The sequence below is a fragment of the Weizmannia sp. FSL W8-0401 genome (assembly GCF_038009125.1).
In the GTDB taxonomy this organism is placed as follows: domain Bacteria; phylum Bacillota; class Bacilli; order Bacillales; family Bacillaceae_C; genus Weizmannia; species Weizmannia coagulans.
The window spans coordinates 1,608,902-1,635,713 of the sequence record NZ_JBBPAG010000001.1; the positions used below are offsets into that span (position 1 = coordinate 1,608,902).

At 49.8% G+C, this 26,812-nt stretch carries 24 protein-coding genes; 3 read left to right on the forward strand and 21 right to left on the reverse strand.

Annotated features, from left to right (window positions below; genetic code table 11):
- Window positions 1-17: 17 nt before the first annotated feature.
- Both NSU00_RS07690 and proB read right to left on the reverse strand, forming a co-directional pair.
- Window positions 18-1,265: a glutamate-5-semialdehyde dehydrogenase gene (locus tag NSU00_RS07690; protein WP_029142588.1), complete on the reverse strand. Its 1,248-nt coding sequence runs from the start codon at window positions 1,263-1,265 to the stop codon at window positions 18-20.
- Entirely contained in the window at window positions 1,266-2,360 is a 1,095-nt protein-coding gene (proB, locus tag NSU00_RS07695; RefSeq protein ID WP_029142589.1) for a glutamate 5-kinase, read from the reverse strand. It lies immediately after the preceding gene.
- Window positions 2,361-2,938: 578 nt separating this feature from the next.
- On the opposite strand from proB, the gene NSU00_RS07700 reads away from it, so the two are divergent.
- Window positions 2,939-3,388, forward strand: a complete 450-nt coding sequence (locus NSU00_RS07700; RefSeq protein WP_013859411.1) for a DUF1641 domain-containing protein — start codon at window positions 2,939-2,941, stop codon at window positions 3,386-3,388.
- 34 nt (window positions 3,389-3,422) lie between these two features.
- Window positions 3,423-4,604: an NAD(P)/FAD-dependent oxidoreductase gene (locus tag NSU00_RS07705; protein ID WP_017550436.1), complete on the forward strand. Its 1,182-nt coding sequence runs from the start codon at window positions 3,423-3,425 to the stop codon at window positions 4,602-4,604.
- Between the two features lie 157 nt (window positions 4,605-4,761).
- Here NSU00_RS07705 and NSU00_RS07710 read toward each other — a convergent pair whose 3' ends face one another.
- The 3 genes from NSU00_RS07710 to NSU00_RS07720 form a co-directional block, all read right to left on the reverse strand.
- Window positions 4,762-5,949: a DHH family phosphoesterase gene (locus NSU00_RS07710; protein ID WP_340703573.1), complete on the reverse strand. Its 1,188-nt coding sequence runs from the start codon at window positions 5,947-5,949 to the stop codon at window positions 4,762-4,764.
- 52 nt (window positions 5,950-6,001) lie between these two features.
- Complete coding sequence (rpiA, locus tag NSU00_RS07715) at window positions 6,002-6,688, reverse strand: ribose-5-phosphate isomerase RpiA (RefSeq protein WP_019721356.1); 687 nt, start codon at window positions 6,686-6,688, stop codon at window positions 6,002-6,004.
- Between the two features lie 261 nt (window positions 6,689-6,949).
- Complete coding sequence (locus NSU00_RS07720; RefSeq protein WP_133536370.1) at window positions 6,950-7,645, reverse strand: C39 family peptidase; 696 nt, start codon at window positions 7,643-7,645, stop codon at window positions 6,950-6,952.
- 362 nt (window positions 7,646-8,007) lie between these two features.
- Here NSU00_RS07720 and NSU00_RS07725 point away from each other — a divergent pair, with 362 nt between their 5' ends.
- Window positions 8,008-8,328, forward strand: a complete 321-nt coding sequence (locus NSU00_RS07725; RefSeq protein WP_041819081.1) for a MerR family transcriptional regulator — start codon at window positions 8,008-8,010, stop codon at window positions 8,326-8,328.
- 44 nt (window positions 8,329-8,372) lie between these two features.
- On the opposite strand, the gene def is transcribed toward NSU00_RS07725, so the two are convergent.
- The 16 genes from def to NSU00_RS07805 form a co-directional block, all read right to left on the reverse strand.
- Window positions 8,373-8,954 (reverse strand): peptide deformylase, encoded by a 582-nt coding sequence (gene def / locus NSU00_RS07730; RefSeq protein ID WP_013859417.1) that lies wholly within the window; start codon window positions 8,952-8,954, stop codon window positions 8,373-8,375.
- A gap of 218 nt (window positions 8,955-9,172) precedes the next feature.
- Entirely contained in the window at window positions 9,173-9,352 is a 180-nt protein-coding gene (locus tag NSU00_RS07735) for a FeoB-associated Cys-rich membrane protein (RefSeq protein WP_013859419.1), read from the reverse strand.
- A gap of 17 nt (window positions 9,353-9,369) precedes the next feature.
- A complete protein-coding gene (gene feoB / locus NSU00_RS07740) occupies window positions 9,370-11,364 on the reverse strand; it encodes a ferrous iron transport protein B (protein ID WP_328014125.1) in 1,995 nt (664 codons plus the stop codon).
- Window positions 11,364-11,591: a FeoA family protein gene (locus NSU00_RS07745; RefSeq protein WP_026104754.1), complete on the reverse strand. Its 228-nt coding sequence runs from the start codon at window positions 11,589-11,591 to the stop codon at window positions 11,364-11,366. The genes feoB and NSU00_RS07745 overlap by 1 nt, the downstream gene beginning before the upstream one ends.
- A 207-nt stretch (window positions 11,592-11,798) precedes the next feature.
- On the reverse strand, window positions 11,799-12,983 hold the full coding sequence (locus NSU00_RS07750; RefSeq protein WP_340702640.1) for an LL-diaminopimelate aminotransferase: 1,185 nt from the start codon (window positions 12,981-12,983) through the stop codon (window positions 11,799-11,801).
- 248 nt (window positions 12,984-13,231) lie between these two features.
- Window positions 13,232-14,614: an argininosuccinate lyase gene (gene argH, locus NSU00_RS07755; protein WP_340702641.1), complete on the reverse strand. Its 1,383-nt coding sequence runs from the start codon at window positions 14,612-14,614 to the stop codon at window positions 13,232-13,234.
- A 186-nt stretch (window positions 14,615-14,800) separates the two neighbouring features.
- Window positions 14,801-16,015 carry an argininosuccinate synthase gene (locus NSU00_RS07760; protein WP_014098237.1) on the reverse strand — a complete coding sequence of 405 codons (1,215 nt, stop codon included), beginning with the start codon at window positions 16,013-16,015 and terminating at the stop codon, window positions 14,801-14,803.
- Between the two features lie 73 nt (window positions 16,016-16,088).
- Window positions 16,089-17,039: an ornithine carbamoyltransferase gene (argF, locus tag NSU00_RS07765; RefSeq protein ID WP_328014346.1), complete on the reverse strand. Its 951-nt coding sequence runs from the start codon at window positions 17,037-17,039 to the stop codon at window positions 16,089-16,091.
- Between the two features lie 17 nt (window positions 17,040-17,056).
- Window positions 17,057-20,260, reverse strand: a complete 3,204-nt coding sequence (gene carB / locus NSU00_RS07770) for a carbamoyl-phosphate synthase (glutamine-hydrolyzing) large subunit (RefSeq protein ID WP_285958142.1) — start codon at window positions 20,258-20,260, stop codon at window positions 17,057-17,059.
- The gene (locus tag NSU00_RS07775; RefSeq protein ID WP_029141474.1) at window positions 20,247-21,323 is read right to left on the reverse strand and encodes a carbamoyl phosphate synthase small subunit; all 1,077 of its coding nucleotides are present in this window, start codon (window positions 21,321-21,323) and stop codon (window positions 20,247-20,249) included. The genes carB and NSU00_RS07775 overlap by 14 nt, the downstream gene beginning before the upstream one ends.
- Before the next feature lie 30 nt (window positions 21,324-21,353).
- The gene (locus tag NSU00_RS07780; RefSeq protein WP_340703574.1) at window positions 21,354-22,550 is read right to left on the reverse strand and encodes an acetylornithine transaminase; all 1,197 of its coding nucleotides are present in this window, start codon (window positions 22,548-22,550) and stop codon (window positions 21,354-21,356) included.
- A complete protein-coding gene (argB, locus tag NSU00_RS07785) occupies window positions 22,543-23,331 on the reverse strand; it encodes an acetylglutamate kinase (RefSeq protein WP_019721365.1) in 789 nt (262 codons plus the stop codon). The genes NSU00_RS07780 and argB overlap by 8 nt, the downstream gene beginning before the upstream one ends.
- Window positions 23,332-23,395: 64 nt before the next feature.
- Complete coding sequence (gene argJ / locus NSU00_RS07790) at window positions 23,396-24,637, reverse strand: bifunctional glutamate N-acetyltransferase/amino-acid acetyltransferase ArgJ (RefSeq protein ID WP_340703575.1); 1,242 nt, start codon at window positions 24,635-24,637, stop codon at window positions 23,396-23,398.
- Between the two features lie 39 nt (window positions 24,638-24,676).
- Window positions 24,677-25,714 (reverse strand): N-acetyl-gamma-glutamyl-phosphate reductase, encoded by a 1,038-nt coding sequence (argC, locus tag NSU00_RS07795; protein ID WP_133536350.1) that lies wholly within the window; start codon window positions 25,712-25,714, stop codon window positions 24,677-24,679.
- A 165-nt stretch (window positions 25,715-25,879) separates the two neighbouring features.
- Complete coding sequence (locus tag NSU00_RS07800) at window positions 25,880-26,206, reverse strand: hypothetical protein (RefSeq protein WP_019721368.1); 327 nt, start codon at window positions 26,204-26,206, stop codon at window positions 25,880-25,882.
- A 15-nt stretch (window positions 26,207-26,221) separates the two neighbouring features.
- Window positions 26,222-26,683, reverse strand: a complete 462-nt coding sequence (locus tag NSU00_RS07805) for a hypothetical protein (protein ID WP_133536348.1) — start codon at window positions 26,681-26,683, stop codon at window positions 26,222-26,224.
- Window positions 26,684-26,812: the final 129 nt, after the last annotated feature.

A 26,812-nucleotide genomic window follows, 5' to 3' on the forward strand; every position in this document is an offset into this window, starting at 1 on the left:
TCCGCGCCGTTTTGTATTCATTCCCTGATTTGCCCGCTCCCGTAAATCCAATATTTTGTGGAGGTTAAGGCATCCAGCCCCATCGGACCGCGGGCATGCAGTTTCTGGGTGCTGATGCCGATTTCCGCCCCGTATCCAAACTCAAAACCGTCTGTAAAACGGGTGGACGCATTATGGTACACACAGGCGGCATCCACCATGGACATGAAATGTTCCGCCCGGGCCCCGTCTTCTGTTACAATCGCCTCTGAATGTTTTGTGCCGTAACGGTTGATGTGCCGGATCGCTTCATCTGTATCTTCGACCGTTTTGACGCTGATTTTAAGCGCGAGGTATTCGCAATACCAATCCTCTTCCGCCGCCTTTTTTGCAGCCGGAAAAATTTTCTGCACCGGCTCATCCCCGTAAATCTCCACCCCTTTTTCCGCCAGTGCGCTAAGCAGCTTTTCGCCGTGTCGGGCGAGCCACTGCGCATGGATTAAAAGCGTTTCGATGGCATTGCAGACGGATGGGCGCTGCGTTTTTGCATTGACTGCAATCCGGACGGCCATTTCCGGCTGTGCTGTTTCGTCTATATATAAATGGCAATTGCCTGCCCCGGTTTCAATCACCGGCACGGAAGCTTCGCGGACAACGGTATCAATCAGCTTTTTCCCTCCTCTCGGGATCAGCACATCGAGATAATCGCGCAGGTGGAACATTTCTGTTGCCGCCTCCCTGCCTGTATCTTCGATGAGCTGAACGGCATCTTCAGGAAAGCCTGTCTCCGCCAATGCGCGGTGAATGGAAGAGACGAGCGCCTGATTTGAGCAGATGGAAGACGAGCTGCCCCTTAAAATGACTGCATTGCCCGTTTTGATCGCAAGCGTGGCAGCATCGGCCGTAACATTCGGGCGCGCTTCGTAAATCATGCCGATGACACCGACCGGCACTTTCTTTTTGAGGATCAGCAACCCGTTTTCTTTCTTGATTTCTTCGACTGTTTCCCCGACCGGATCTTTTAACTTCACAAGCAGCCGGACCGCTTCTGACATATCATGGATCCGCTTCTCGTTAAGCATCATCCTGTCAAGTATATTTTCCGGAAGGCCCGCCCGGCTCCCGCTCCTGAGGTCTTTTTTGTTTTCGGAAATGATCGTTTCCCGGTCCTCAAGCAAAACACGGGCAACCGCCAAAAGCGCTTTGTTTTTTTCTTCCGTTGTCTTTTTGGCAAGCGCCATGCTGATATTCTTCGCTTTTTTTCCTTTTTCTGCGGCTTCAGACATTTAACCCAGCCCCTTTCTGTTTAAAGGCACCCAGTGATCGCGGTGGATGACTTCTTCTGCTGCCCGCCCGCCAGGCTTCATGAGCACGTGCAACAACTCATCCGCACCGTAAAGCACTTCCCCTTTTCCAAGCAGCCCTTTTGCGCCGTAGACGTCCACGACATCGCCTTTTTGGAATGTTCCGGAAATTTTTTGAATGCCTGCCGGAAGCAGGCTGCTCCCTTTTTGCAGCAAAGCCTGTTCCGCGCCGCGGTCAATGTATATTTTTCCGGCACTTTCCGAAAACAGCGCGATCCATTGTTTCCGGCTCTTTACAGCCGGGCGGGCGGCTCCGATATACGTGCCGTCCCCTTTTCCTTCGAGTATCTTGACGAGTTTACCGCGCCCTTTTCCCGTACCGATAAACACCCGGACGCCGAGGGATACCGCTGTATTTGCGGCTTTCAACTTTGACAGCATGCCGCCGGTTCCCGCTTTCGAACCGGCGCCTCCAGCCATTTTCATCATCTCGGGCGTGATGTTATCGATAAAATCAATGCGCCGTGCACAACGGTCGTATTTTGGATTTGTACTGTACAGCCCGTTTACATCCGTTAAAATAATGAGGTACCCGGCGTGGACAAGCCCGCTGACGAGCGCAGACAGCATGTCATTGTCGCCGAAAGTGAGTTCTGAGACCGATACGGAATCATTTTCATTGATAACCGGGATGACGCCGCGGCGCAAAAGCTCTGTTATCGTTGAATAAGCGTTATGGTACCGGTCTTTTGTGGAAAAGTCTTTCCGGGTTAACAAAATTTGCGCCGGTATTAAGCCGTAACCACCAAGCGCTTCCCTGTACCGCTGGATGAGCACACTCTGGCCGATGGCAGCAGCAGCCTGCTTCCCTTTTAACGTGACGGGCCGCGCCGGGTAACCGAGCAGCCGGAACCCGCACGCGACAGCGCCGGATGAAACGACGACCACCTCATGCCCGGCTCTGCGCAATGCCGCAAGGGCGCCGATATGGTCGGCAAACTTCTGTTCATCAATTTCCCCCGCGTCATTTGTTAAAGAACTGCTTCCGATTTTTACTACGACTCTGTTTTTCTCCATGGCATTTCTCTCCTTCTAAAAGGGTAAACAAAAAGGCCTTCCCGTCCCTGTAAAAAGGACGAAAAGGCCTTGCTTTTCGCGGTACCACCTTTTTTGGGCGACACACTTGCGCCCCGCTCTTTTTTGATAACGCAAAGCTTTGCGCCCGGTTTTCCGGGACCCGGAAGGCAGGTTTGGCAGGCCGCCTGCTGCAGCACCTTTCAGCCTGTGGGCGCCGCTCTCTTGCGCAGGGGTAATCCGCCTACTATTCCTTCGTTCACGTTCAGTATTTTTAATTATCTTACAACAGCACCGGAAGAAATGCAAGCAAAATATTTTGCTATGCATAACCCGAGAAGCCGGGACAAAAAATAAGCTTGCATGCGGATTTTCCCCGAAATTGGAAAGAAAATTACTTCCTATACAGTGAAAATTTGATATACTAATCATATATGAGGTTTCATCACCTTTCTTTGTGAATCTTAGTATGCGTAATTATGGGAGGAAATTCACAAACAGGAGGGAGGGAATCAGGGAACCTGTATATTTTTTGTATCTACATATGTGTGGGAATTCCATCAGAAAAGGAGAAATAGGAGATGGCAGAAACTTCAGCTCAAAAAGGCAATCCTGAAGAAAAACCAGAAGTAACCCCGGAAACGGCAGTCGCACAGAAAGATTTGCTGGATCAATTATTGGATCCGGAAATCCAGCAATCTTTGACGGTGTTGGTTGAAAGCCTGCCGAAAATGGCCGAACTGGTCACAATTTTAAACAAAACCTATGATTTTGCGCAATCCATAATGACAGATAAAGTGCTGATCAATGATTTTAAAGGCGGATTTCAAGGTTTTCTGGATCCCGTTGCCGAGAAAGCAAAGGGGCTTGCCCAAACCGCGATTGAAGCAAAGGACCGTGCCGAGACGTCCACAGACACGATCGGATTGTTCGGCCTGTTAAGATTGCTGAAAGATCCGCAAGCCCAGAAGCTGTTCCGTTTTCTGCAGTCTTATCTTGCAGTCGCGGAAGAACGCAGCAAACAGCAGTAAGGTGAATGAGAACTAATGAAAACGGGGGATCCATATGAGTAAAAAAATTGTCATTTTAGGGGCCGGTTACGGCGGCCTGTTATCTGCGTTATCAGCGCGTGAATATTTGTCAAAAGACGATGCGGCGATCACAGTCGTAAACCGTGTGCCGGACCATCAAATTATTACGGAACTGCACCGTCTGGCGGCGGGCGGCGTTTCTGAAAAACGGGTGTCGCTTCCGCTCAGAAAACTGTTTAAAGGCAAAGATGTCGACGTTCAGGTGGATGAAGTCACAAAAATCTCGCCTGATTCGAAAGAAGTATCACTTGGAAGCGGCTTTAAGCTGAATTACGATGTGCTCGTTGTGGCGCTCGGCAGCGAAACAGCTTTCTTCGGTATTCCGGGCCTTGAAGAAAACAGCTTTCTGTTAAAATCAGTGGACGATGCGAAACGCATTCATGCCCATATCGAGTCCTGCCTTGAGCAGTATGCCAAAACGAAAAACAAAGCGGATGCCACATTTGTTGTCGGCGGCGGCGGCCTGACCGGGATTGAACTGGTTGGCGAGCTGGCGGACAAGGTTCCGGGGTGGTCGAAAAAATTTGCGATCGACCCTTCCGAAATCTCGCTTATTTGTGTCGAAGCGGCGCCTTCCATTTTGCCGAACTTCGCGCCAAATCTGATTGAACGGGCAACGAAGAGCTTGGAAGCGCGCGGCGTGCAATTTTTCACAGGCATCCCTGTTACGAAATTCCAGGACAATGTGGTGGAATTAAAAGACGGCCAGAAAATCGAAACGAAGACGCTTATCTGGACGGGCGGCGTGCAAGGAAACCGTGTCGTTGCAAATTCCGGGATTGAAGTAAACCGCGGGCGTGCAACGGTAAACGCCTATTTGCAATCCACTTCCCACCCGGATGTGTTTGTTGCAGGCGACAGCGCGGTTGTCTTCCCATCAGAAGGCGCACGCCCTTATCCGCCAACAGCACAAATGTCATGGCAAATGGGCGAATTGATCGGCTATAATCTTTATGCTTATTTAAAAGGCGGGAAAATGCAAACATTCCAGCCGGTCAACTCCGGTACGCTTGCAAGCCTCGGCAGAAAAGATGCCATTGCGTTTATCGGGGAAAACCAAACGCAATTAAAAGGCTTCCCGGCTTCCGCCATGAAGGAAGCAAGCAATATCCGTTACCTGGCCCATATCAACGGGTTGTTCTCACTTGTATATTAAGGAAAAAGGCGCATCCAAACGCGGATGTGCCTTTTTTAAGCCCCTTTCTTCCCCGGCAAACTTGCTAAGTGCAGGACGCGCTTCATCCTGCGTGCAAATTTGCATGCAACCGGCTCTCCCAGCACGAAAAAAAAAGCCCGGCATCACCCGGGCAGCTTTACAAACCGCTTTCGCTTCTTTTTTTCTTTTTGTCCATATATTCCAAATACGCATCATCGTGGGCAAGCCACGCCTGGAACTGGCGCTTTACAAATTTTTCCGCTTCTTCAAAGGCGGAAAAAGAAGGAGACTGCTTTAAGCCTCTTGCTTCGATCTCCCAGCCTTTTTGGGCGTCTTTATAAATTAAGATCGGTTCCCCGCTGCGGTTTTGGTATAAACATCCCGCTTCCTGCCCTTTGATATTGGACTGGTTATGGGCAAAATCGCGTTTAAGCGGTTCCGTTTTAAACGTTTCGATGACAAACTGCCGGAACGCCTCTTCCGTCAGCACAGCCCCCGATGCTTTTTTATGCCCGCCCCCGTCGTATTTTTTGGCAATTTCCGATACGTCAATATGGTCATGAATCGTCCTGAAACTGATCCGTTTCTTTCCGACCATGCAAATGGCGATATAATCGAGATGTGGGTATTCTTTTGCAATGGCATTCCCCAATTCGGAATGGTGCGACTCGGCATGGATAACACCTGCATAATAACCGTCAATCACGGCCTGGTAGACTTCCCGCTTCTTTCCATTGATATACCTTTCGATTTTTTTCTCTTCCAGATCGAGGATCTTTTCTTCCAGATCATCAAATGAAAAAGTTTCACTGCCGCTAAGTTTATGTAGCAAAATCTCTTCAAACTCTTCGATCGGATACAGGTAAAAAAGATCATTTAATTTTTTGGCCTGCATATTCCCGTTGCGTTCCCATTCCCATGTATCCATTTGCCGGACAAGTTCGACAAACGCGTCAATGGCGCCGGTCGGGCTGATTTTTCCTTCCGCTTGCAGATACCGGTAAAACAAAGAAGTAGCGCTTGTCTGTTTGCCGTCTTCCTCCACCTGGACAGAAGCCCATTCATGCTCATTTAAGTGAAGCGCGCTTTTATGGTGGTCAATCAGTTTCACTTTTCCGCCCTGTGCGGCATAGGCATCGAGGAGCTCCGCATTTTTTTCATTGACCGATAAATCGGTAATCCACAGCATGTCTTCTTTATGTTCTTTTTTTAAAAAAGCTTCCACCTGGGGATTTAAACCGGATATGGAATTATACTGGATTTCAATGTCTTTGCCGAATGCAAGCCTGGCAAGAATCCCGCAGCCAAGCCCGTCCAGGTCATTATGCGTTAATAAACGATACATCAATCTTCCTCCGAAATTCAATTTTCTGTATGGTCTCCCATACGGATGTTTTTCACAAAGTAACGTTCTTTGCCTCCGCCCGGTTCCGGGTATATACCTTGCCTCCTTTCCCGATGACAACAAGATCGCAAATGCCGAGAAAAAGCCCGTGCTCTACAACGCCTGTTATGCTGTCCAGCCAGGCTCCAAACGCGCCGATATCAGGCGTTTGGAGACGGATATCCACGATATAGTGGCCGCCGTCTGTTACATACGGCCGGCCTTCTTTCATCCGGAGGACAGGGTTTAATCCTTCCCGCTCAAACGTTTTCACCAAATGCTTGTATCCGAACGGGACCACTTCCACCGGCAGCGGAAAAGCGCCAAGTTTTTGAACCATTTTCCGGGAATCCACCACCCAGATATTTCTTTTTGACGCCTTTGCCACCAGCTTTTCAAACAACAACGCCCCGCCGCCGCCTTTAATTCCGTCTAAGGAAGGGTCCACCTCGTCGGCACCGTCAATGGTCACATCCATTTGCGCCGTGTCGTTCAAGTCTGCTATTGGAATGCCGCATTCGCGCGCAAGTTTTGCCGTCGCATGCGAGGTGGGCACCCCGGTGATGTGCAGGCCGCTTTGCACCCGTTCCCCTAATTTTTTTATCGTGTAATAAACGGTTGAGCCGGTCCCAAGCCCGACAATCATTCCATCTTCTATGAGTTCTGCCGCTTTCTCCCCGGCCATCTTTTTCCCGTCCATACTCTGCACCTGCCTTTACTTTGATTTTATTACAGTCTTAAAGAATTATAAAGGAAAGCGCAGACAGCCATGGAATTAAAATAAAGAAAATCGCCTTTCCTTCCAATGTTTGAACGCAACACGCACGTACAAAGGCCATTTTTGGATAATATAACCGGAAGTGCCAAGCCCTATACAAACATGCATTCACGGGCGGCATGCTGCAGCGCTTTACAGGGCAATCCAACAATTCTTGAAACTCGTTTTCCGCCAGGTTTTTGTTCACCGGATCACAATGGCCTGGCTGCCCATCTGCTTCCACGCTTTCTCAAATACTTTACGGCTAAGCGGCTTATTTTTTGTTCCATACGGGTCATTCACATAAATATGGCCAGTATCGTACCCCGTGATGACAACGCTGTGTTCGCTGTATGTGATGTTTATTTTGCCCTGGGGCGTGTCCCATGTTTTGAAATCAGAAACCGGCTGAAACCGGGCTGTAGTAACCACCCAGACAGCATGCCCTTCCCCGACATTTTCCAGGATTTTTGAAAAAGGCTGCCCCGTTAAATCCGCCGCTCTTGTGCCGGCATATTTTTTGGCCAGTTCAAAAACAGGGCCGTGGTATACGCCATACCCGGGACCGTCCTCCATGTTCCCGACAAAACCCGCATTCGGATTGCCGTGCTGCCCGTTTTTATAGGTAAACGGCACATATTTGATTTCTTCCGCCAGTTGATTTTTGGTCACATGAAAGCCGTTATCGACAAGCAGCATCGCGAGGCTTGTCACTTCGCAGCCGTTGTAAAGGCGGGGCGCATCCATTTGCCTGATAAGCGGCACATCGAGCAGTTTTTTGGCAGCAGCGTTGTTTTGCGCGGATTTTTTTGCCAATTCTTTATGGGTCAGATACTCATTTAAGGCGAGCAACATAACAATCAATACGATTGCTGCAAAAATGAGCCGGGATGATTTCATCTGTGCTACTCCCCTTTCGGTTACAGCGGCATCATTCACCGCCTTCCGTTCTTTCCTGTATGCATTTTAACCCCGGCCGGCCGGGGAAGCGCACGGACAAATGCCGGTCCCGCTTTTAAGCCGGCCGCGGGCAGCCGCTATTCCTGCAGAGAAACCAGTCTTGAATTATTATATGGTTAAATTGGAAAGAACTCAACTCCGCTTTGGGACAACCCAATGGACATCAAAGGACTGCTGTTATGTAATCTCACGTGCCGGCGAAAAATGCGCAAATACTTGTCAGGATTTCTTACAGAAATATGGTCTTAACGGCTTTTTTGGTATATATTAATAAAAACACCTTACAAAGGGAGGATGCACAGGTGGCAACGAATGAATCATACTTGGAAAAGAAAGTCATCTCGATCGGAACGGTATGTGAACTAACCGGCTTAAGTGAAAGAAGAATCCGCTACTATGAAGAAAGAAAATTGATTTTCCCGGAACGGACAAACAGAGGCATCCGGAAATATTCGTTTACCGATGTCGAACGCCTGATGGACATCGCCAATAAACGCGAAGAAGGCATCCAGACTGCGGAAATCCGCAAAGAATATATTAAAGAGAAAAAATACAATGAACGTACGATGCGCGAACAAGTCATTCGCGGCCAGCTGAATGCTTATTTCCGCACAAGAGAATAATGCATCAAACGGCAGCCGTGCAGGCTGCCGTTTGCGCAAGCTGTTTATTCATACAAGCTCCGGATATCCGTGTTTGCAGGAAGCACGAACGGATTGTCCTTGTTAATATGGTCATAGAACATAATCCCGTTCAAGTGGTCCATCTCATGCTGAAACACAATCGCGGGATAGCCCTTTAATTTAATGAGCACTTCATTCCCGTCCAAATCGTATGCCCTGACTTTAATCCGTTCATAACGCGGCACAAAACCGTCCACTTTCCGGTCAACCGACAGGCAGCCTTCCCCTTGCGGAAGGTAGATCATCGATACCGAATGGCTGACCAGTTTTGGATTAAAAACCGTGTACGCCTTTTCCCCGTCTTCATCCGCAATATAAACGGCAAACATCCTTTTATTGAGGCCGATCTGATTTGCGGACAATCCGACGCCTGCACGCAAATTGCATTTACTGGCAATCTCCGGATCCTGGCTGTTTTTTAAAAACTGGAGCATGCAGCGCAGTTCTGCTTTGTCTTCCTCAGTTGGCGGCATGTTCACTTCATCCAGCACTTTTCTTAAAATCGGGTCGCCTTCCCTGACGATATCATCCATTGTAATCATATAATCATCATTAAATTTGCTCATCGCTTGAACCCTCATCTGCCTTTTTCCTGAAATTCTTTTTACCCGGCACGGGACGGCCCCGGAGCCGGCTGCCATTATACCTGTTTGGACATTGTTAATCTTACCATACCGGAGCAAAAAAATCTAAACAGACGGAACGCCGGGCCAGATTTCCGCCAAAACGAAACCCCTGCCTATAAATAAACCGGGCACACCTTTTAAAGGGCGGCCCGGTATTTTCAGCTTTTTGCCGCCTTGGCCCGGGATGGGGCATCCGGCGCACAACAGCTGGCTGTATTGCAGTGGTCTTTCAGTGCACAGGAAGCGCACTGCCCTTCCCTGCTTTTTTTGACAAAACGGATGAGCGTAAACGCCGCATAAGCAAAAATCACAACGCCAATCAAAATACTGAATAACATCGGAACATTCCCCCGTTTTAAAAAGCGATGAACCGCCCAATATTGTAAATCAGAAAAGCAATCAAATAAGCAATCACAAGCGCATAAACGATCGAAAAAAGCGTCACTTTCCCCGAGCCGGTTTCTTTATGGATAATGGCCACGGTCGAAAGGCATGGAATGTATAAAAGAATGAATACCATAAAACTATAGGCCGAAAGCGGCGTAAAGGCATGGGAAATAACGCCTGCCAGGGATGCGCCGTCCGGAACAAAATAGAGGACGTTCATCGTTGAAACGACCACTTCCTTTGCCATAAAACCGGTCAGGAGTGCAGCCGCCGCCTGCCATGTTCCAAAACCGAGCGGCTTGAAGACGGGCGCAATCCATCCGCACAGGATCGCCATAAAACTTTTATCGACAGGCACATTGAATCCGCCCGGCCCCGCATTCGAAAGGAGCCAAATTGCAACCGTGCCGCCGAAAATCAAGGTCCCTGCTTTCCGGACGAAACCTTTCCCTTTATCCCATGTGCTTCTGTACAAGTTCCGCACATTCGGCACGCGGTACGGCGGCAGTTCAATGACAAAAACAGAGCCTTCCGTTTTCACCACCATCGAAAATACTTTCGCAAGCAAAAGCGCAACGACAATGCCGAGCACATACAGCGACAGGACAATAAGTGCCTGATGGTGGCGGAAAAAAGCCGCGACAAACAAACTGTAGACCGAAAGCCGGGCAGAACAGGACATGAGCGGGGTCAACAGCGTCGTTAACAGCCGCTCTTTCGGCTGTTCAATCGTCCTTGCCGCCATGACGCCGGGCACATTGCAGCCGAAACCGATAATCAGCGGAATAAACGCTTTTCCGTTCAGGCCGACTGATTCCATCACCCTGTCCATGACCATGGCTACCCGCGCCATATACCCGGAATCTTCAATCACCGAGATAAAGAAAAACAAAACAAAAATTTGCGGCACAAAAACGAGAACGCCGCCAACCCCTGCCACAATCCCGTTTAACACCAGATCACGGATAAACGGCGTTGCCCCCGCTTCTTTCAGCCCCGCTTCAATCCAGGCTGTCAGCGGGCCTGAAAAAAACTTGTCAAGCCAATCCGACAAAGGGGTGCCGAGCCAGTTGAATGTAATGCAAAATACCAAATACATCATCACGAGAAAGATCGGCACGCCAAGGTATTTATTCGTGACGACCGCATCTATTTTCTCCGTCAGCGTTTTCTTTTCTGCCGCCGTTTTTTCAACAGCGGTTTCAATCAGCCGGTCAATAAATTGCTGCCGCTTTTTAAACATTTCCTGTTTAATGGAGGTATGCGGGTTGGCGGCACGGAGCCTGCGCTCCACGCCCGCGCAAAAATCTTCGAGTTCCGCCCTTACATTGGCAAACGCCGGAATTTGGCGGATCACTTCATTTCCTTCCAAAAACTGGAGCGCTAGCCAGCGTTTGTCCAATGACCGGAAATCCGGCAGCCGGTCCATAAGATAGGCCGCCGCATGCTCCAAATCATCGCCGTAATCAATACGGAAATCCGGTGCAACCGCCTTTTCCTGCATCTGTTCCGATATGGCCCTGCATCCTTTTCCTGTCCTTGCAATAATCGGCACGACCGGAATGCCCAGGCCTTCTGCAAGCGAATGGTCGTTCACTTTCATGCCGCGCGATTTTGCAACATCTATCATATTCAGCCCGATCAGAACCGGCTTTCCGTACTCCATCAATTGGATGGTCAAATGCAGGTTCCGTGCGAGCTGGGAAGCATCCACGATATTCAAAACAGATGTGAAGTCTTCCTCAATTAAGAATCTCGATGCCACCGCTTCATCTTTGGAAAGCGGGTTCAAAGCATAAATACCGGGCAAATCAATCAGCATCCCGGCATTTTCCTTCAGCTGGCCCACCTTTTTTTCAACGGTGACACCTGTCCAGTTTCCAACATATTCATAAGATCCGGTAAGCTCATTAAAGAGTGATGTTTTTCCTGTATTGGGGTTTCCAAATAAAGCGACCTGCATTATAAACACTCCACGTGGATCCGCATCGCTTCTTTTTTGCGGATGCCGATGCACTGCCCGCTGACTTCAAGCATGCAAGGCCCGCCGAAAGGCAATCCGCATTTATAACAAACTTCCCGGCCTTCAAGCACACCCAAATCAAGAAGGCGCCTTTGAATACTTTGATCAATGCTTGATAAATCTGTAATAATGCCTTTGCTTCCGGGTTTCAGTTCGGTCAAGACCATGGTATGCCCCTCCTAGACAGATCGAGAAATAGAGTCTGTTCATTGATAATGATTATCATTCTATATTCCTATCATACCGCATTTATTCGCGGGCGTCTACCTCATTTTCAGGGAACCCGGAAAATTTTCATACATTTATGTGAAACTTTTCACATAATATTCATTGACAGCCGGCTTGTCCGCCACCACATGCAAAAAGCGGGCCCCTTAAAGGAGTCCCGCTTTTTGCGGCATATGCACGCCGCTTTTTTCAATGCGGCGGACAGCTTCCATGAGCCTTTCTTCATCCTGTACAAGCGCGATTCTGACATATCCTTCGCCGTGGGGGCCAAAGGCGTTGCCTGGCGTGACCACAACGCCGGCTTTGTCCATCAGTTCATATGTAAAAGCGAGGGACTTTTTGCCTTCCGGGATTTTGGCCCACAAAAACATCGTGGCATCAGACGGGCGGATTTCCCAGCCGATCCGGGATAATCCGGAAACAAACAAATCCCTTCTTTTCTCATACAGCGCAGCATTCCGGCGTGCGAATTCCCTGCCGTTTGCCAAAGCAGCGGCAGCCGCCCTTTGGACCGGTTCAAAAATGCCGTAATCCATATGCGATTTCATTTGGGCAAACAGCCGGATCACTTCCCGGTTCCCTGCCAGAAAACCGATCCGTGCCCCAGCCAAGTTAAAGCTTTTCGATAAGGAATTAAATTCAACCCCCACATCTTTTGCCCCGGCGACGGACAGGAAACTGACCGGCTTTTTCCCGTTAAAGACGAGTTCGCAATAGGCAAAATCGTGGACGACGACGAGATCATATTGTTTTGCGAACCGGACGGCCTCTTCAAAAAATTTTTTCTCAGCAAGCACCGGAATCGGGTTGCCCGGAAAATTCAGCATCATCATTTTCGCTTTTTTCGCGACCTCTTCCGGAATTTTTGACAAATCCGGCATAAAACCGTTCTCTTCCAGAAGCGGCATCGGGTAAGGCACGGCTTCCGCCAGTTTCACCCCTGATTCATAGGCTGTATAACCGGGATCCGGTACGAGAATGATATCGCCGGGGTTACAAAAGACGAGTGGAAGATGGATAATGCCATCCTGGGAACCCGCAAGCTGGATGATCTCGTGTTCAGGATCCAGTTTCACCCCGAACTGTTCGTAATAACGAGCCGCCGCCTCGTAGAAAGCTCCGATCCCGGAAATTGTATACCCGTATTGGCGCGGGTCAGCTGCATTTCGGGCCATTTCTTCCATTACAAAAGCAGGCGGCGCCTGATCCGGGCTTCCGATGCTTAAGTCAATCATCCGGCTGCCTTCTTTTATTTTTTTCTTTTTGTACGCCAAAAGCTCATTAAAAATCAATGTCGGTAACTGGTTCATGCGTCTTGCAGTGTCAACCAAAAGCTTTTCCTCCCAATTTCCCGGCCTCAAGGCTTTGTGTGCCTGTTCCAGGATGCATCAGCATAAGATTCGTTTATAATCATTTATTATACCACAATTTCCGGCATCCCGGGAGCTGTTATCATACAGTTACAGGTTGGAAGCGAAGGATCCGGCCCGGTTAAAAAGCCGGGCGATTGTTTAAGAACGCCCGCTTCTTGTGCTTTTGATCCCGCAGCCACGCTTGCATGTATCAAAGAGCCGCTTGTTCAATCCGGTGTGCGGAGTTGTTTTTCCGCCATCTGAAGCTGTGCCGCCACTTGTGCATGGCCTGTTCCCCCGGCGCTGTTCCGCATTTTGACAACATGTTCCGGTTTCAGCACTTCAAAAATATCGGCTTCAAAAAGCGAGCTGAACGACTGATATTCATCCAGTGTCAAGTCAAGCAAATATTTGCCGTGCTGAATCCCATAGAGGACAATCTGCCCGATCACCGCATGCGCCTCACGGAACGGCAGCCCTTTTTTCGCCAAATAATCGGCAATATCGGTTGCATTCGCGTAATCGTTCGAGACAGCCCGGAACATCTTCTCCCGGTTCACTTTCATCGTTTCAATCATCGGCGCAAGCAGCTTAAGCGCTCCTTCAAGCGTATCAGCCGTATCAAAAATACCTTCTTTATCTTCCTGCATGTCTTTATTGTAGGCAAGCGGCAACCCTTTCAGAACGGTTAAAAGCCCGATGAGGTTCCCAAACACCCTTCCCGTTTTTCCGCGCAAAAGTTCGGGCACGTCGGGATTTTTCTTTTGCGGCATGATGCTCGACCCGGTGCAAAAGGAATCATCGAGCTCGATAAACTGGAATTCCTGGCTTGACCAGAGCACCAGTTCCTCCGACAAACGGGAAATATGGGCCATCAGAATGGCGGCATTCGCCAAAAATTCAAGCACAAAGTCGCGGTCGCTGACAGCATCCAGGCTGTTCGGGTAAATGCGGGAAAATCCGAGCAGTTCGCGCGTCCGTTCCCTGTCAATCGGAAAAGTCGTCCCGGCGAGCGCCCCGGCACCGAGCGGCAGCCAGTCCGTCCGCTTCAAGCTGTCTGAAAATCTCTCTTTATCGCGCTCCAGCATCCAAAAATAAGCGAGAAGATGGTGGGCAAACAACACCGGCTGCGCCCGTTGCAGATGGGTGTAACCGGGCATCATCGTTTCTTTGTTTTCTTTTGCTTTCGTCACAATTGCTTCCTGGACGAGTGAAATCAGGCGAATCATTTCTTTTGTCGTTTTCCGGACATACAGGTGCATATCGGTCGCCACCTGGTCATTCCGGCTCCGCCCTGTATGCAGCTTCCCGCCGGCAGGGCCGATTTCATCCATCAGCATTTTTTCGATATTCATATGGATATCTTCATTCTCAACTGTAAATGCCGCTTCTCCGTTTTTGATTTTTTCGGCAATTTTATGAAGCCCTGCTTTGATTTGTTCCACATCTTTTTCAGGCAAAATGCCGCATTCGCCGAGCATTTGGACATGGGCAAGGCTCCCTTCAATATCTTCAAAAGCAAGCCTCTGGTCATATCCGATCGACGCTGTATAGGTTTCAACAAGCTGATTCGTTTCCTTTGTAAAACGTCCGCCCCATAGCTTTGACAATGTCATTTCCTCCTGCTGCAATAGGATTAAAAAATGAAGGCTGCACGGCGAACCGCCACAGCCTTCCGGATATTTTTCCGACTTCTCCCGCCTCGGCAAACAAGTGAAAAATACTTGAACGGGCCTGTTCCAACCTTGAAATTTGCCGTGCTGCTGATTTAGTATCAGAGACAGCGGCCAAATTGCTTATTGATTTAACACTTTCCCGTTTTCCTGGATTTCGGCAAATACTTTTGTCGGCAGCCCCCACAGTTTGATGAAGCCGACTGCAGCATTATGGTCAAACGAATCGCCTTTCAAATAGGTCGCCAGTTCTTCATTATACAGGCTGTATGGGGATTTTCTTGCCACTACCGTGTGGGTGCCTTTAAACAGTTTCACGCGGACCGTGCCGGTGACCGTTTTCTGTGTTTCCTCGACAAACGCATCGAGCGCGGCCTTTAACGGCGAATACCAGAGCCCTTCATAAATGATTTTGGTCAACTGCTGTTCCACCGTTGTTTTAAATTGTGTCACTTCACGTGGCAGCGTTAAAAATTCCAGTTCTTTATGGGCATTGATCAGCACGACTGCAGCCGGGTTTTCGTATACTTCGCGCGATTTGATCCCGACAAGGCGGTTTTCAATATGGTCGATTCTGCCGATGCCATGTTTGCCGGCTGTCAGGTTCAGCTCTTCGATCATTTGGACGAGGCCCATCGCTTTGCCGTTTAAGGCAACCGGGACGCCTTTTTCAAACGTAATTTCAATATATTCCGGCTCATCCGGCGTCATTTCGATCGGCGCAGTCCAGTCGAATGCTGCTTCCGGCGCTTCGTTCCAAGGATTTTCAAGGACGCCGGCTTCGCACGCTCTTCCCCATATATTGGCATCAATCGAAAACGGGTTATCTAAGTCTACCGGAATCGGAATATTGTTTTTCTCCGCATAGGCAATTTCTTCATCGCGGGTCATGCCCCATTCACGGACAGGCGCAACGACTTTCAAGTTCGGGTTGAGCGCCTGGACGGACACTTCAAAACGGACCTGGTCGTTCCCTTTTCCGGTACAGCCGTGTGCCACGGCAACGGCGCCTTCCTGTTCCGCGACATCCACCAAAAGCTTCGAAATAAGCGGGCGGCTGATCGCCGAAGACAGCGGGTATTTTCCTTCATAGAGCGCATTTGCCTTTAATGCCGGCAATATATAATCTTTTGCAAGCATTTCTTTCCCGTCTATGATCACCGCTTTGATTGCGCCGACATTCAGCGCTTTCTGGCGGATCGCATTTAAATCTTTGCCTTCGCCGACGTCAATGCCAAGGGCAATGACATCATAGCCGTATTTTTCCTGAATCCATTTAATCGATACGGATGTATCCAAACCGCCTGAGTAGGCCAATACAATTTTTTCCTTTGCCATTTTTCTCTCTCCCTGCCTCTTTGTATAAATAATATTGAAGTTGAATTTTTATACACCCATTATATCGGATTCATTAAAAATTTTCCAGTAGTTTTTTTAAAATGGCTTTATGGGCATGGAGCCGGTTCTCCGCCTCGTCAAAAACCGCGGAATGCGGGCCGTCAATGACCGCCTCCGTGACTTCTTCGCCGCGGTGGGCTGGCAGGCAGTGGAGGAAAAGAAAATCTTTTTTTGCCAGTTTGCATAATGATTCATTTACCTGATAATCTTGCAAATCTTCGAGCCGTTTCTTCGTTTCGCCTTCCTGCCCCATGCTGGCCCACACATCGGTGATGACCACATCGGCATTTCGGATCATTTCTTCCGGGTTTTGGCCCATTTCAATACAAACCCCTTTTCGGGCAGCTTCTTTTTGAGCCCCAGCAAGAATGCCGGCATTCGGCAAATATCCTTCCGGGGCAGCGACGGACATATGCATGCCCGCCTTTGCCGCCCCCTCAAGCAATGAGTGGCACATATTGTTATTGCCGTCCCCGAGGTAGCAGATTTTAAGCCCGACAAGCTTCCCTTTATATTCCTGAATGGTCAGCAAATCGGCCAAAACCTGGGTCGGATGATGCAGATCGGTCAGCCCGTTGATCACGGGGACATCTGCGTGCCGCGCAAAAGATTCGATGGTTTCGTGCGCGAATGTGCGGATCATCAGACAGTCGACATAACGGGACAACACTTTTGCCGTGTCATGGATTGTCTCGCCGCGCCCGAGCTGGATGTCTCTCGAGCTCAGAAAAAGGGCGTGGCCGCCGAGCTGGAGCATGCCGGCTTCAAAAGAAACCCGGGTGCGCGTGGATGATTTTTCAAAAATCATCCCGAGCACTTTCCCTTTTAAATACGGGGTCTCCTTCCCTTCTTTATGCGCTTTTTTTAAGACGGCCGCTTCCTGGAGCAGATCGTACAGCTCCTCTTCCTGCAGCGCGCCGATTGTTAAAAAATCTTTCTTTTTCGTACGGGCCATTGTCGCCATCTGTATCTTCCTTTCTGCTAAACTTCTGCTTTTATGCGGTTAAAATCGTGAAGCGGAGCCACTTTTGGCGTTGTCCCTGTAGCGTGGCGGGTGATGGCTTCCAATGTATCCAGACAGGTAAACAGCGGAATATGGAAACGCATTGCTGCTTCACGCAGCTTGCTGCCGCCTCTTCTTTGGTCCCGCCCTTTTGTCGGGATGACCACCGCAGCGGTTACGGGTTGCTGTTCGAAAAAGGCGGTGGCACCCTCAAGGGCCACTGTTTCCGCAGCCACGCCGTTTTTGGCCAGGAACCGTGCCGTATGTTCCGTTGCGGCAATCCGGTAGCCTCTGTCCGCCAGTGTTTTCATTACCGGCAGAGCGGCTGCTTTTTCGCGATCCGTCACCGAGCAAAATACAAATTGTTCATCAAGCGGCGGCTCAAACACCGGGCCATGGACGGACAGAAGCGTTTTTTCGAGTGCCTCCCCGAATGTCCGGGCAAGGCCGAGCACCTCGCCGGTTGATTTCATTTCAGGCCCTAAAACAGGGTCGACATCTTTCAGCTTTGTATAGGAAAATACCGGTGCCTTCACGGCAACAAGTTCCGGCGGTACAAGGAGCCCCTTTTCCGCAAGCGTTTTTCCGAGTTGTACGGCAATGGCGAGATCAATCATCGGAATGCCGGTGACTTTGCTTAAAATCGGAACGGTTCTAGAAGCACGCGGATTGACTTCCAGCACATAAACGGTCCCTTCATAAATTAAAAATTGGATATTGGCAATGCCTTTGATTTGGCCCTTTAAACAGATTTTTTCAGCATACCGGATAAGCGTTTCCTGCACAGACGGGCCTAAGTGCCGGGGCGGGTAAACGGCCATGCTGTCGCCGGAGTGGACGCCCGCCTTTTCAATATGTTCAAAAATGCCCGGGATGAGCACCTTCTCCCCATCACAAATGCAGTCGAGTTCGCATTCCGTACCCGGCAAATACTGGTCAATCATAAGCGGCCAGCTTTTTTCGCTTGCGTACTTCAACGCATCGGCGTAAGCGTTGAGTTCGTCTTCATGGTAAAAAATGAACATCGACTGCCCGCCAATAACATAGGACGGGCGGACAAGTACCGGAAACGAAAGGTCTTTTGCCGCCCGTTTCAGTTCTTCTGCATCATAGGCGGTGTGCCCTTTAATATGCGGAATGCCGAGCTCATCCAGCAGCTTGTAAAAAAGATTGCGATCCTCAAGCTGGTCGATTTGTTCCACAGTGGTCCCGAACAGTTTCACGCCTTCCGCTTCAAGGCTCGATGCGACATTGATCGCGGTCTGGCCGCCGAATTGCGTGAAGACGCCGGCCACCTGCTCTTTTTCAATAATATGCAGCAAATCTTCCGGGCGCAGCGGGTCAAAATACAATTTATCCGCCATTGAAAAATCAGTGCTGACCGTCTCCGGATTGTTGTTTACGACAATCGTTTCATAGCCAAGTTGTTTGAGCGCCATAACGGCATGGACCGAGCAGTAATCAAATTCAATCCCCTGCCCGATGCGGATCGGGCCGGAACCGATGATCAGCACTTTCGGGCGGTTTGACACTTCCACTTCATCCCGGCCGCCCCAGGTGGAATAGTAGTACGGCGTTTGCGCCTCAAACTCGGCGGCACAGGTGTCGACAAGTTTATAAACCGGCACAAGCCCGAGTTGTTTTCTTTTTTCGCGCACCGCTTTTTCGCTGCATCCGCATAATGCCGAAAGACACTCATCACTGATGTTCATTTTTTTAGCTGCGCGCAGCAAAGCATCCGGCATGGCATCGATCGTATATTGTTTGCATGTTTCTTCCATATCCACAATATTTTTTATTTTTTCAAGAAACCAGCGGTCGATTTCCGTGTATTTTTCAATGTCAGAAAGCGCCATGCCTTTGCGCATCGCTTCCGCCACCGCAAACAGGCGGATATCGGTCGCTTCCGTCAAAAGCGGGACCAAATCATCCGGCTGTTTTTCGGCAAGCGCCGGATAGAAAAGGCCTGAAAGCCCGAGTTCAAGCGAACGGATCCCTTTGTTAAGCGCCCCTTCAAATGTGCGGTCGATCGCCATCGCTTCGCCGGTCGCCTTCATTTGCGTGCCAAGTTTCCGGTCCGCTTCCGTAAATTTGTCAAACGGAAAGCGCGGAATTTTTACGACAACATAATCAAGGGCCGGTTCGAAGGAGGCAAACGTGTTGCCGGTTACCGGGTTTAAAATTTCATCCAGATGATAGCCGATTGCGCATTTCGTCGCAATGCGGGCGATCGGGTAACCGGTTGCTTTCGAAGCCAGGGCGGATGACCGGCTGACGCGCGGATTGACTTCAATAATATTGTACTGGTCGGAACACGGATCGAGCGCGAACTGGATGTTGCACCCGCCGATCACCCCGAGCGCGCGGATCACTTTTAAAGAAGCGTCCCGGAGCAGCTGGTACTGCACATCCGATAAAGTCTGCGATGGCGCGACCACAATCGAGTCGCCCGTGTGCACCCCGACGGGATCGATATTTTCCATATTGCAGACAATGATGCACGTGTCGTTTGCATCGCGCACGACTTCGTATTCAATTTCTTTCCAGCCTTTGATGCTTTTTTCAAGCAGCACCTGGTGGATCGGGCTCAGGTCAAGGCCGCGCTGCAGCACTTCCCGCAGTTCCTTGTCATTGGCCGCAAATCCCCCGCCGGAGCCGCCAAGCGTATAGGCGGGGCGGATAATGACGGGATAGCCGATTTTTTTCGCAAACGCCAGCCCGTCCTCCATATTTTCCACAATTTTTGACTGCGGGATCGGTTCCCCGATATCAAGCATCAACTGGCGGAATTTTTCGCGGTCTTCCCCCTTCTGGATCGATTCCACCGGCGTCCCGAGCAATTGTACCCCGTACTTATCGAGAATCCCCGCTTCATAGAGCTGGACGGCGAGATTCAGGCCGGTCTGCCCGCCCAATGTCCCGATAATGCCGTCCGGACGCTCTTTTTGTAAAATCTGTTCTATCGACTCCACCGTCAGCGGGTCAAAATAAATCCGGTCGGCCATTTCTTCATCTGTCATGATCGTTGCCGGATTGCTGTTGACAAGCACGACCTCAATCCCTTCTTCTTTCAAGGCGAGGCAGCTCTGCGTCCCCGCATAATCAAATTCGGCGGCCTGGCCGATGACAATCGGGCCGGAGCCGATCACAAGCACTTTTTTGATCGATTTATTGAATGGCATAAGACAAAACTCCCGCTCTTTGTTGTACTCGTTGTAAAAACTGGTCAAAAATGTATTCGGAATCACGCGGCCCCGGATGCGCTTCCGGGTGGAACTGGACGGAGAAGACCGGCAAGTCCGGATGGATGCAGCCTTCAACCGTGCCGTCATTCACATTCTTAAAGGAAAGTTCCAGTTCCGTCCCTGCAAGTGATGCTTCATCGACAACATAGCCATGGTTTTGGGCCGTCATCAACACTTTGCCTGTCTTTAAATCTTTAACCGGGTGGTTGCCGCCCCTGTGGCCGAACGGCAGCTTTTTCGTCTTTGCCCCGTAAGCGAGTGCCAATAGCTGGTGTCCGAGGCAAATGCCAAGCACCGGGTAAGCGGCGCTCACTTTTTTGATTTCCGGCAGCCACTCGGCCAGTTTAGCAGGATCCCCGGGGCCGTTTGAAATGACAATGCCGTCAGGTGCAAGTTCCGCCATTTGTTTTGCCGTAAAATCAAAGGGTACGACGGTCACTTTGCAGTTGCGGTCAAGCAAGTATTGCAGAATGGATTTTTTGTAGCCGAAATCCATCAAAGCAATGTGCAAAGGGCCGTCTCCATAGGTTTCCGGTTGTTTTATGGCAACTTCGGCTACGAAAAATTCATCGCCGCCGCATGGCACTTTTTGATCGCGGGACGTTGAAACAAGGCCGCGCACAGTGCCGCGTTTGCGGATCGTTTTTACAAGCGCACGCGTGTCCACCCCTGAAAGGCAAGGGACATCCGACTTTTCCAAAAAGGAAAGGGCCGTTTTTTCCACTTTATAAAAACTCGGGCTTGCGCATATTTCGCCGGTCACAACCGCGCGCGCCGAGATGCTTTTGCTTTCGTGATCATCGCCGTTTACGCCGTAATTGCCGATTAAAGGGTAACAAAACACCAGGATCTGCCCGGTGTACGACGGGTCGGTCATCATTTCCTGATATCCCGTCATGCCGGTGTTAAATACCACTTCTCCCGTTGTTTCAGCGGGATTTCCCGCAAAAAAGCCTTCAAAAATTTCTCCCGTTTCAAGAATGAGATATCCTCTTGCCACGTTTTCTGTCCTCCCTTGTCTCTTTGCCGGTTAAAGATCGTTTTGGTTTGCCTTGGCAAAAACCGTTTGCATTTTTTGGGCAAAAAGCGCCGTTTCCTTTTCCGTAATCACAAGCGGCGGCAACAGGCGGACCACATGCGGCCCTGCTGTTAATACAAGCAAATGCTCGGTCAATGCCACCCGGGTGATTGTCGCAGCTTCCATTTCCGTTTCAAGGCCGGCCATCAGCCCTTTTCCGCGGATTTCTTTAATAAAAGGAAATTGTGCTTTCAACTCTTCCAGTTTTGCCCAAAAATCGATGCTCTGTTTTTGGACATGTTCGATGATATCCTCTTCCGCAAACGTTTCAAGTGTCGCCAGGCCGGCTGTCGCGGATAGCGGGTTGCCGCCAAAAGTGCTGCCGTGCGTGCCGGGCGTAAAGCTTTGCGCAATTTTTTCTTTCGCGAGCATGGCGCCAATCGGAATGCCAGACCCCAGCCCTTTTGCAAGCGTCATGATATCCGGTTCGAAGCCGTACTGTTCATAGGCAAACAGTGTACCGGTCCGGCCCATGCCCGTCTGCACTTCATCCACAATGATTGCACAATCGTTCTCCCTGCACGCGCGGACAAGGGCATCCACCCATTCCTGTTCTGCAGGAATGACGCCGCCTTCCCCCTGAATCAGTTCAAACATGACGGCAATGGGCTTTATTTTTGCGAGATCGCGGAGTGCCGCAATGTCGTTAAACGGCAAATAGATGAATCCCGGCACAAGCGGTTCAAAGCCATGCTGGATTTTTTCCTGTGCCGTTGCCGACAATGTCCCGAATGTCCGGCCGTGGAACGAAGCCTTGAAGGTGACGATGGGCCCCGATTTGCCGCGTTTTTTTGCATCAAGGCGGGCCAGTTTGATCGCCGCTTCATTGGCTTCCGCGCCGCTGTTTGCAAAAAACGCCTGGTCAAATACGCTTTGTGCTGCTAGTTTTTCAGCCAGCTCTTCCTGCGGCCCGATTTCAAACAGATTGGAAGTATGCCAGATTTGGTCCAGCTGGCCGGCCACCTTGGTTTTTACCTTTTCGGGGACATGGCCGAGATTGCAAACGGCAATGCCCGAAGTAAAATCCAAATATTTTTCTCCGTTTTCATCCCATACATAACTGCCTTTTCCTTTTACAAACTTTACCGGCGTCCGGCTGTACGTCTGCATAAGTGCTTGTTTCTGTACCGTTTGCGCCATCTTATCCATCGATCAAAACCCCGTTCCCTGTAAATTTCGTCCCGGTTTTTCCGCCGCCTGCCAAAAACAGGAGGCTGTCTTCTTCTGTCCCGTCCACAATCACCACTTCTTTTACGCCGGACCGGATGCATTCCACTGCTGCCCGGACTTTTGGAATCATGCCGCCAGTAATGACTTGCTTTTGGATGAGCCCGTCAACCTGCCCGGGGGTAAGATAAGGGAGCACTTTCCCTTCCATCATGACCCCGGGGACATCCGTCACCATCCAAACACGCGCGTTCATTTTTCGGGCAACCGCGGCTGCCGCCAAATCAGCATTGACATTCAAGCGCTGGCCGTTTTTATCCGCCGCAACCGGGGAAATGACCGGGATAAACTGCTGCCGCAATAAAGCATGCAGCACCTGTTCATTTACCGATTCGATTTCCCCGACATACCCGAGATTAGGTGCCTCAATCTTTCTGGCTGTTAAAAGACCTGAGTCGGTTCCGCTGATGCCGACCGCTTTGGCCCCCGCCTGTGAGAGCCGGCGCGTAATCCATTTGTTGATGGAACCGGAAAGCACCATCTCGACGACGTTTAACACCGGCTCGGTTGTGACACGCATCCCGTTTTTGAATTGCGACTTGATCTGCATTTTTTCCAGCATGGCCGAGATCGCCGGCCCACCGCCGTGGACGATAACAGGATCAAGCCCGAATCGCGCTTTGATTTGCACCAGATTTTCAAAAAATGCATCCGGCAGCTGATGGAGGATGCTGCCGCCGCACTTGATGACAACGTATGCCAATTTGGCCCACCCCTTATAAATAGTTATTATCTTGTATAATTATGCAAAAATGTGTGCACCAACATTATGAACGGTAAGTGGCATTGATTTTCACATAATCATAGGTCAGGTCGCATCCCCACGCCGTACCCTGGCAAGTTCCGGCCCCGAGGTCGATGGCCATACAGATTTTGTCATTTTCCTTTAAATAGGCATGTGCCTCGTCTTCGGAATAGGAAGCCGGCATGCCTTTTTCGACTACGGAAATCCCGCCGATACGGACAGAAAGCGCCTGTTCATCCACTTGGACGCCGCTGTATCCGATCGCATTGATAATCCTTCCCCAGTTCGCATCGGCGCCAAAGATAGCGGCTTTTACCAAATTTGAGCCGATAACGGTTTTTGCGGCTGCTTGCGCCTCTTTTTCCGTTTCAGCCCCGGTTACACAGACTTCAACCAGTTTCGTCGCGCCTTCCCCGTCCCTTGCAATTTGTTTGGCAAGTTCCCGGGCAATATAGGCAAAGCTTTCTGCAAATTTTTTCCAATCCGGGTGTGCGTATGAAAGCGTATCATTTCCGGCCAGCCCGTTTGCCATCACAATCACCATGTCATTTGTGCTTGTGTCGCCGTCCACCGTGATCATATTGAACGTTTCATCGACCGTTTGTTTCAGCAGGTTTTGCAATGCAGCCGCCTCCACTTTGGCATCTGTCGTCATAAAAGCGAGCATCGTTGCCATGTTTGGATGGATCATCCCCGATCCTTTGGCGCAGCCGGCAACGGTGACCGTTTTCCCGCCAATTTCAAGTGTTGCGCAGGCGCGTTTTTGAAAGGTGTCCGTCGTGAGTATCGCTTTTTCAAAAAGGTCTGGATGGGACGCCCCCTCTCCTATATCGATACGGCGGATGCCGGTTTCAATTTTTTCAACCGGCAAAAACTCGCCAATGACACCTGTTGAGGCAACGCCGACCTGGTTTTCGTTTACGCCGATTTGGGCGGCGAACCATTTCCGCATCAGGCGGGCGTGGCGGAGGCCTTCACTGCCTGTAAAGGAGTTTGCATTTCCCGAATTCACAATGATGCCGGACAGCTTCCCGCTTTCCACAATGCTTTCCTTTGTGACCTGGATGGGCGCTGCCTGAAACTGATTCGTCGTATAGACCGCAGCCGCTTGTGCCGGGACAGCGGAGTAAAGCCACCCAAGGTCCGGGCGTTTTCTTTTAATGCCGCAATGGAGCCCGCCGGCAAAAAATCCAGCCGGGCTCGAGATGTTTCCGTCCGTTTTGGTAAAAAATGCAGTACTTTCTTTCTCATATAATTGATTCATTGCCATCCTCCATATATAAACGGTATGTTTAAGATTGCCTTATGGATAAACCGGAATAGACTTGAGCCCTGTATCTTCTTCCAGCCCGAAAAGCAGATTCATATTTTGGACTGCCTGCCCGCTTGCACCTTTTACAAGATTGTCAATGGCAGAAATGACCACGAGCCTTCCCGTCCGTTCATCCGCATGGACGCCTATATCACAGTAATTTGAGGCGTATACTTCCTTTGTAGATGGAAAAGAACCGGCCGGCCTGATCCGGATAAATTTCCGGCCTTTATACACTTTCCTATAATATTGGCGGACATCTTCAGTGGTGACTTTTTTTGTTAAAGGCGCGTATATCGTGCAAAGAATCCCCCTTGTCATCGGAATGAGATGGGGCGTAAACGAAATTTTCGCTTCCCTTCCGGCAAACTCCTTGATGAACCGCTCGATTTCCGGTGTATGCTGGTGGCTGCCGACTTTGTACGCGCCGGTATTTTCATTTACTTCAGTAAATAAGTTGCTGAGGGAAGGGTTTCTTCCCGCGCCGGAAACACCGGTTTTGCCGTCAATCACAATAAAGGAAGTGTCAATAAGCTCCTCTTGAACAGCCGGGAGAAGCCCTAAAAGCGCTGCGGTCGGAAAGCAGCCGGGATTGGCGATCAATTGCGCTTCTTTTATCCTGTCCGCATTCATTTCAGCAAGGCCGTAGATTGCTTTGTCCAGCTCTTTTTGCGGGGCGGGTTCGCGTTTATACCATTGCCTGTACGCTTCCCCGCCCAGTCTGAAATCCCCGGACAGGTCGATGCACTTTAAACCTTTTTCAACAAAGCGCGGTACCCAGTTTTTTGCTACCCCGGACGGCGTTGCGAAAAACAATAGTTCCACCCTGCCTGCGATTTCATCCGGAACCATGTCTTCCAGTTCGGCTTCGGTGATGTGCTGGAAATGCGGGTAGTGTGCGGTCAGCATCGTGCCTTTTGTGCGATGCGATATCAACATTTCCAGTTGTGCGCGGGGATGGCGGGCAAGAAGTCTGACAAGTTCCACGCCGCTGTATCCGTTTGCCCCGACAATCCCTATTTTCAACATTTTCATCTCCCTATTGTTATGTATGTGCATTATTATAATTCAATATGCATGATTATACAAGGCTAAAAATATAAAAAAATAGAAACTTTTCATTTTCACGAATAACAAAAAAAGATCAAGGCCTGCATTTGGCAGGGCTTGATCTTTTTTGTCCGCAAGGAAAGATTATTCGTTTGCCAATACGACGATTTTTCCGTTTGCCGCCGCACCGACATACCGGGTGGCAATTTCAAGCGGAATTCCGAGTTCAAGGATCTTTTCCAATATTTTTTCCGGATATGTTTCTCTTTTGACCAGTGCTTTCAGTTCGTCCATGAGATCCACATCCGTATGAAGGCATATTCCGTTTACGCCTTTTCCGGCTTCACGGCCGACTTCACGGATGGCCGCATCATTGTTGGCAATGACAGTAATGCGCCCATTTTCTCTATGATGCTGTAAAACGGCTTCTGCTGCTTCCCCGGGTCCGGCAAAAATTCCAATTAAATGCATACGCGTGTCCCCATGTCAATTTCCGAAAGAAATGACGAGTTTTTCCAGTTCCGCCGGGCCGGGTTCCGTCATCGTAAAGCCGAGCTTTTCCATTTCTTCAGCCAATGCCGCTGCATGGCTTTGATCTGTGACAATAAAGGTGCGGTCGCGCTGAATGGTGTCTTTTACTTTCGCCAAAAAGGAAAACAAAGCAGCGGTTTTCGGTTCTTGAATTTCCCGCATAAAATTGGAGGATTTTTCGGTTACCGGCAAAATCCAAATCTCACATGCAAACGGCATTTTTAAGATTTCATAGAAAGCATCTGTTTTTTCGAGCGGTGTACGCAGCGTATAATCGAAAAATTCATACACTTTCCGGCTGGAAAAAGGGAAGTTTGCAAACGGGCGGGAGCCTTCCTTGTCGAACACGTGAATGTCCACTTTCGATTTATTTTTTTCAAAATAATTGTCTTCTGTTTTCGCAACGGTATTTTGCATCGTAAGTTCCCCTTTGTATGTAAATCAGATTTCTTTTTATATTGCCTTTTTGCCCCGTTCTTAAACACTGAAGCCGGAATGTTTAACCTGTTAACCCGCGGGTAGACAAAATTGCAAGGCAAAACTGGT

Excerpts from the sequence above, each read along its gene's own strand:
- NSU00_RS07690 (WP_029142588.1), bottom strand. The coding sequence starts at position 1,265 with ATGTCTGAAGCCGCAGAAAAAGGAAAAAAAGCGAAGAATATCAGCATG.
- proB (WP_029142589.1), bottom strand. The coding sequence starts at position 2,360 with ATGGAGAAAAACAGAGTCGTAGTAAAAATCGGAAGCAGTTCTTTAACA.
- NSU00_RS07700 (WP_013859411.1), top strand. The coding sequence starts at position 2,939 with ATGGCAGAAACTTCAGCTCAAAAAGGCAATCCTGAAGAAAAACCAGAA.
- NSU00_RS07705 (WP_017550436.1), top strand. The coding sequence starts at position 3,423 with ATGAGTAAAAAAATTGTCATTTTAGGGGCCGGTTACGGCGGCCTGTTA.
- NSU00_RS07710 (WP_340703573.1), bottom strand. The coding sequence starts at position 5,949 with ATGTATCGTTTATTAACGCATAATGACCTGGACGGGCTTGGCTGCGGG.
- rpiA (WP_019721356.1), bottom strand. The coding sequence starts at position 6,688 with ATGGACGGGAAAAAGATGGCCGGGGAGAAAGCGGCAGAACTCATAGAA.
- NSU00_RS07720 (WP_133536370.1), bottom strand. The coding sequence starts at position 7,645 with ATGAAATCATCCCGGCTCATTTTTGCAGCAATCGTATTGATTGTTATG.
- def (WP_013859417.1), bottom strand. The coding sequence starts at position 8,954 with ATGAGCAAATTTAATGATGATTATATGATTACAATGGATGATATCGTC.
- NSU00_RS07735 (WP_013859419.1), bottom strand. The coding sequence starts at position 9,352 with ATGTTATTCAGTATTTTGATTGGCGTTGTGATTTTTGCTTATGCGGCG.
- feoB (WP_328014125.1), bottom strand. The coding sequence starts at position 11,364 with ATGCAGGTCGCTTTATTTGGAAACCCCAATACAGGAAAAACATCACTC.
- NSU00_RS07745 (WP_026104754.1), bottom strand. The coding sequence starts at position 11,591 with ATGGTCTTGACCGAACTGAAACCCGGAAGCAAAGGCATTATTACAGAT.
- NSU00_RS07760 (WP_014098237.1), bottom strand. The coding sequence starts at position 16,015 with ATGGCAAAGGAAAAAATTGTATTGGCCTACTCAGGCGGTTTGGATACA.
- argF (WP_328014346.1), bottom strand. The coding sequence starts at position 17,039 with ATGGCGACAATGGCCCGTACGAAAAAGAAAGATTTTTTAACAATCGGC.
- carB (WP_285958142.1), bottom strand. The coding sequence starts at position 20,260 with ATGCCATTCAATAAATCGATCAAAAAAGTGCTTGTGATCGGCTCCGGC.
- NSU00_RS07780 (WP_340703574.1), bottom strand. The coding sequence starts at position 22,550 with ATGGATAAGATGGCGCAAACGGTACAGAAACAAGCACTTATGCAGACG.
- argJ (WP_340703575.1), bottom strand. The coding sequence starts at position 24,637 with ATGAATCAATTATATGAGAAAGAAAGTACTGCATTTTTTACCAAAACG.
- argC (WP_133536350.1), bottom strand. The coding sequence starts at position 25,714 with ATGTTGAAAATAGGGATTGTCGGGGCAAACGGATACAGCGGCGTGGAA.
- NSU00_RS07800 (WP_019721368.1), bottom strand. The coding sequence starts at position 26,206 with ATGCATTTAATTGGAATTTTTGCCGGACCCGGGGAAGCAGCAGAAGCC.
- NSU00_RS07805 (WP_133536348.1), bottom strand. The coding sequence starts at position 26,683 with ATGCAAAATACCGTTGCGAAAACAGAAGACAATTATTTTGAAAAAAAT.